This is a genomic window from Oceanospirillum beijerinckii DSM 7166, from assembly GCF_000422425.1.
In the GTDB taxonomy this organism is placed as follows: Bacteria; Pseudomonadota; Gammaproteobacteria; order Pseudomonadales; family Halomonadaceae; genus Oceanospirillum; species Oceanospirillum beijerinckii.
In genome coordinates this window covers 1-5,778 of the sequence record NZ_AULT01000082.1, presented here as the reverse complement: position 1 = coordinate 5,778, position 5,778 = coordinate 1, and the positions used below count along the sequence as shown (strand labels likewise).

Genomic DNA, 5,778 nt, shown 5'->3' with positions numbered 1-5,778 from the left:
TCAGTAAAAGCTTCGAAGTCTACGGACGCACCTGCTGTACTGTTACCAATCATATCAGCAGAAGTGATATTAATCAGATCAGCAGCAGCATTACTCAGTGCCAGAATAACAGCAATATCCCCTACAGAGCCTGCTGTCGCTGACATATCTGTAGTTAGTAAATTTGTCAGTACATCCGTATCTAACTGCAAGGCGCTATGTGTTGCTAGGTCACTGACGTTCAGATTCTCAAAATCTGCACTTGTCTGAGTACCTACAAATAAAGCATCCAGAGCAACAGAAACGATTGAACCGCCGTTCTGAAGCATATGGGCGCCAACAAGTTTACCCAAGGTCCCCATATCTGCTAGTGCAGATTCAACAATACCGGCAACACTTTGCTGACCACCAGTACTCAGAATCAACTGACTCATAGCACCGGTTGCTCCTTCTGCGTTCAGCATATCACCGAACAGAGAAGTCAGTTTAGCATTACCGGTAGTAACAGTATCTTGCTCACCTGCCTGAGCACCGGACTGAACCTGAAAGCCAGCTTCCTGTGAGTCATAGTTCAGCAGCTTGATTGTACCGTATGAAGTTCTTTCTGAAATAGAGTCATTAGTAGATAGGAGCTTCTTGAATTCATCACCCAGTGCAGCGCGATCATCAGATGATAGAGTACGGTTACCACCTTGCACAACCAGCTGACGCATACGTTGAACATTGTTAGTAATCTCTGATAATGCGCCTTCAGCAATCTGAGCGATTGACAGAGCATCACTTGCATTACGGTTAGCTTGATTCAGACCTGTAATTTGAGTACTCAAACGGTCAGAAATCTGTAAGCCTGCTGCATCATCTTTGGCGCTATTAATACGGCTACCAGACGACAGTTTCTCAAAAGAACTGTTCATACGATCAGTTACATTCTGCAGGTTGCGCTGACCGCTCAAGGAAGAAACGTTAGTGTTTACATACATAGCCATGATATTCACCTCAACTCTGAAATCCTGACAAGCAAGATAATACCAGGATTTTTCAAATTAAATTTCTTGTGACAATTTTATCGGCAAGAAAATGAAAAACTTTAAGACTTTCTCTGGTTTACATAAATTCTGTTTTCCAGTGATAGTTACGTTATCGGCACTACTCACTTCGACTTTAACCTTTATTTTGAATTTTTCTCCGTAAAAAATAGCACTAGCAGCTTGTCGGACTTAATCTGTCAATAGACTTAAAAATCAGAAAAATTGCGATTTATACAGGGATAGGGCCAGGGCTATCGCATTTGGCTTTAGCCCTTTAATATTCCCTGAAGCAGAAGATCTCTATAGTCATCATCCGCCGCTGCCAATGTTCTTCGATTCTTAACACCCAGTTTGACACTCTTTTCTTGTTTTAAAAGATTAATCGCCATTTGACGGAATATCGCTAAATTCTCTGGACCATAATCCTTTCGGACACGATTTTCATCTTCTCTGAAGCCAATATCCAGTACCCAGTGCATATTATTCTCAACTGACCAATGGGATCGTACTACAGACATAAAATGCTCAGCATCCGTTGTCAGACTACTGATAAAGTAACGCCTGGAAATACTCTCTCTTTCCCTCGTGTCGTTCACTTTCAACCACTCCGATCATCGCCAGGTCTTTCCATTTATCTTTCTGATCCAGCCAATGAATATCCGTGCTGACCCAACAACGCCGTATTTCTATACGACCATGACCTTTATCCAGCGTTTCATGAAAACTCTTTGATTTTACGAGACTTGCTTTAGCCCGGATATTTCATAAAAGAAGGCAAGTTCCGCCCAAGTCATTGATATGATTGGGTCGACCAAAAAATGCTTCGGAAAAAGCAAACCGGAACTTGCCATGCCTCAATGTACACAAGAACAGCTCCGTTTTCACCCTGCCAACGGTAAAACTATTCGCGCTGACTTCAACGGTGGTGAACTTTCCTCTGATTTTGGCGCGCTTCTGCTACGCCAGTCTCTTTTACAGAGTGATTTGATTCGCCGGATGGCAGAGGCTATCCACGATAAGCGACATCCATCCTATATCGATCACTCCATACAAGATCTTTTGACTCAGAGAACACTTCAGGTCGCTTGTGGATATGAAGATGCCAACGATAGTAACCACCTTCGTAAAGACCCGATCTTTAAGATGGCTGTTGGCCGTAACCCTTTGGACTCGGACCAGCATCTCGCAGCAGTTCCAACCTTTACCCGTCTGGGACAGGCGATCTCTAACAAAGACATTTACCGAATGGCCAAAGCCTTTGTTGATCATTTTGTCAGCAGTTATAAACAGCCTCCAGCTGCAATCATTATCGATCTGGATCACACTTCGGCAACGACGTATGGTCATCAGCAAATGAGCCTGTTTCATGGAAAATATAATGACTATTGCTACTTACCTCTGCTGATATTTGAGGGACTTACCGGTAAGCTGATTACCGCCATTTTACGCCCAGGAAAGACGCCAACCGGTAAAGAAAATGCGGCTATTCTCAAGCGTGTTATTCAATTGATTCGACAACAGTGGCCAAAAACACATTTGTTGGTTCGAGGTGATAGTCACTTTTCCCAGCCTGAGATGATGCGCGTCATTCAGGATGAACCTCATGCGGATTTTGTATTTGGAAAAGGTGCTGGAGATAAAAAGGTCTTGAGGCCTAAAGCAGAAAAAGCACTGAGGGAAGCCCGCCAAAAGTTGGCGCTTAATCGGATTCATAGCGACCCGGCCCCCTATAGTTTTAAACAGTATGGAGAAGCGGACTATCAAGCCGCAAGCTGGGTTGGGCTGGGTACTCGGGTTATTTACAAAGCGGAGGTGAATCAAGACGGTGATAATCCGCGCTTTGTTGTGACCTCGATTAAAGCCGCCTCGGCTAAGAGCATTTATGAAGAACTCTATTGCCCCAGGGGGGCAAGATGAGAACTACATCAAGCACCTGAAAAACGATTTATCAGGTGATCGGCTCTCAGATCAAAGCTTTAAAGCGAATCATCTGAGACTGTTCTATGCTTGTGCCGCTTATGTTGTACACCACGACTTCAGAACTCAAACACTGAAAGGTACCAGCCTTGAGAAAGCTCAGCCATCAAGGGTAATAGCGACCCTCTGCAAGGTTGCAGTCAAAGTGGTTGAATATAAGGATAGGATCAAATTACATCTTCCGAGCAGCAGTCCGTTTAAAGAGCTTTTACGAGATGTGACAGAGTTTTTTTATACATCGCTACGGCCTAAACCGAGTTAACTCAGTTCAAAAGGAAAGGGTAAGCCATAGATATCAGATTAAAGGTGTTCTGAGGAAGACGCTCGCCTTTATATCCGGTACAGGTGTAAAAAGGGGCTACTAAAGCAGGAAAAAGTCTGGATGTAGCACTTATAAAGTGCGACGGATGATCAAGGTGAGAGTGGAGCCTGAAAATGACAGGCTACCACTTGTTTATGAAACATCCGGGTTAGTATGCTTCACGCTGGCCTCTGGGTTGGTAAAAAGCTGTCTCGACAACTGCTATTTTACCGTAATTCCCAGAGGTTAAGCTCTCCAGCCCCTTCCGTTTTTTTAAACCGGACAGCAGTGAGCCAATGATAAAACCGGCCTTCTTCAATGCCGCCGAAAGCAGCCCACGCAAATGATACAAGACAACCGCAACCACACTATTGCGGCTGCGATTAATATCACTTTTAACCACCCAGTAGTGACAGCGCGGCCTGTGGCAACTGGTTAGCCTGAGCCAAAATACTGTTTGACGCCTGCTGAATAATCTGATTACGGGTAAGTTCTGCAGTCTCTTTAGCAAAATCAGTATCAGTAATGCGAGAGCGTGAGTCAGACACATTCACTACCGCAGTCGTATTCGAACGAATTGTGGAAGCCAAACCATTCTGCTCTGCGCCCATTTTTGCACGCAAGGCATCAACCTCAGTGACCAAACCAGACATCAAATCCAACATGGTATCCGTTGAGAATCCGTTTAAGGTATTCAGCTGTGCATCAGTAAAGCCTTCAAATGGAACAGGAGAAGTAGCTGTGCTATCACCTGTCATATCTGCCGAAGTCAAACCAAACAAGTCATTTGCTGCATTACTCAATGCGAGAATAACGTGAATATCCCCAGCTGAGCCTGCTGTAGGATTTACATCAGCCGTCAAAAGTGCGGTTAGCACATCTTCATCCAACTGCAACATACTGTTATCAGCCAGATCACTAACCCCTATATTAACAAAATCAGCACTACTCTGAGTCCCTATAAACATTGCATCCAAAGCATTTGAAACAATTGACTCTCCATTTTGCACCATATAAGTACCAATCAATTTACCTAGAGTCCCCATGTCAACCAAAGCAGACTCCGTAATACCAGTAGTACTCAACGCACCACCAGCACTAATAATCAGCTGACTCAACGCTCCCGTGGCGCCTTCTCGAATAAGCAAATCACCAAACAAAGAAGATAGCTTAGCATTACCAGTCGTCACTGTGTCCTGTTCACCGGCTTGCGCCCCTGACTGGATTAGAAAACCTGATTTCGGGGAGTTGTAATTAAGGATATTCATAGTACCAAAAGCGGTTCTTTCAGAAATATCGTCATTCACACTTAGCAGCTTACCAAACTCATCCCCTAAAGCCTGTCGATCTTCTGGAGATAAAGTGCGGTTACCACCCTGCACAACCAGCTGACGCATGCGCTGAACATTATTCGTAACTTCAGCTAGGGCACCCTCAGCAATTTGCGCAATCGAAATACCATCATTAGCGTTACGAGTACCTTGTTCTAAACCAATAATCTGAGTGGTTAGTCGGTCAGAAATCTGTAACCCTGCCGCATCATCTTTCGCACTATTGATGCGACTACCTGACGACAGTTTTTCAAAAGAGCTATTCATCCTTTGAGTTACATTCATCAGGTTCTTTTGGCCATTCAGAGCTGCAACGTTAGTATTTACATATAATGCCATGACTACTTTCCTTTTTATCCTATCCGAGTAGCCAACCCTGTTAGCAACTCAGACTAAATTTTTCAGGCAACATCTTGGATGCGGCATACAGATAACTGGCCCGCACTCCACAACCAAGCAGACATTTCTATCTTTCTGCCCTGGAAATGCACCTGCACCTTCACTTACCCAAAAAAATACATGAATCATGCCAATAATAAAAAGTATTTATAAATCAGATGTTTATTTGAATATAAACTGCATATAAGTACCAATAGTTATTCTTTAGAGTAAAAAAGCTATTTTTTAGCGGCAATTTTTTGCCAACCTACCGGCGATAGACATTTACTTTGCCACTCTAACCGGAAAACTTGAGAATAAATGGAGGCTCCTCGACGTTAGGTGTGGATTCCAGTTTGAGAGTTGTAGCAGAATAAGCTCTTTTTCAGAGGTGAAGTATCATGGATGGCAATCAAATTCTGGCATTAGGCCTTGGTTTAGAAGCCCCGTGGAAATTGGTTGACCAACATCTTGATACATCCCTTTCACCTCATCAGTTACACCTGACGGTTGAGGCGAATCGAGGTAGCTTGTTCCCTTGCCCTGAATGCGGTCAGGCATGCCCTGCTCATGACTATAAAGAACTCACCTGGCGGCATTTGAACTTCTTTCAACATCATTGCTTTCTTCATGCCAGAACGCCCCGTACCCGATGCCCAGATCATGTGTTAAAAGGATCAATGTGCCCGGGGCTCGCAAAGGCAGTGACTTTACCCTTCTGTTTGAACAAGCTGCGATGACACTGATACGGGAGATGCCTGTCCTGGCAGCCGCTCGCTTTATG

Annotated in this window: 3 protein-coding genes and 2 pseudogenes; 2 read left to right on the top strand and 3 right to left on the bottom strand. The window is 44.1% G+C overall.

Annotation, left to right across the window (positions count from 1 at the left end; genetic code table 11):
- Together H579_RS26435 and H579_RS0118230 are read right to left on the bottom strand one after the other, a co-directional pair.
- Nucleotides 1–965: flagellin N-terminal helical domain-containing protein (locus H579_RS26435; protein WP_051227867.1), on the bottom strand; the 965-nt coding region annotated here is incomplete at its 3' end.
- 308 nt (nucleotides 966–1,273) lie between these two features.
- Nucleotides 1,274–1,603 carry an ISAs1 family transposase gene (locus H579_RS0118230; RefSeq protein ID WP_157834654.1) on the bottom strand — a complete coding sequence of 110 codons (330 nt, stop codon included), beginning with the start codon at nucleotides 1,601–1,603 and terminating at the stop codon, nucleotides 1,274–1,276.
- 253 nt (nucleotides 1,604–1,856) lie between these two features.
- Here H579_RS0118230 and H579_RS26430 point away from each other — a divergent pair.
- Nucleotides 1,857–3,246 (top strand): annotated as a pseudogene (locus H579_RS26430) (IS1380 family transposase).
- Nucleotides 3,247–3,680: 434 nt separating this feature from the next.
- Here the strand turns inward: H579_RS26430 and H579_RS29925 are convergent.
- Nucleotides 3,681–4,955 carry a flagellin N-terminal helical domain-containing protein gene (locus tag H579_RS29925; protein WP_028301861.1) on the bottom strand — a complete coding sequence of 425 codons (1,275 nt, stop codon included), beginning with the start codon at nucleotides 4,953–4,955 and terminating at the stop codon, nucleotides 3,681–3,683.
- A gap of 440 nt (nucleotides 4,956–5,395) precedes the next feature.
- On the opposite strand from H579_RS29925, the pseudogene H579_RS28750 reads away from it, so the two are divergent.
- Nucleotides 5,396–5,778, top strand: a pseudogene (locus tag H579_RS28750) (transposase family protein); the annotation flags it as partial.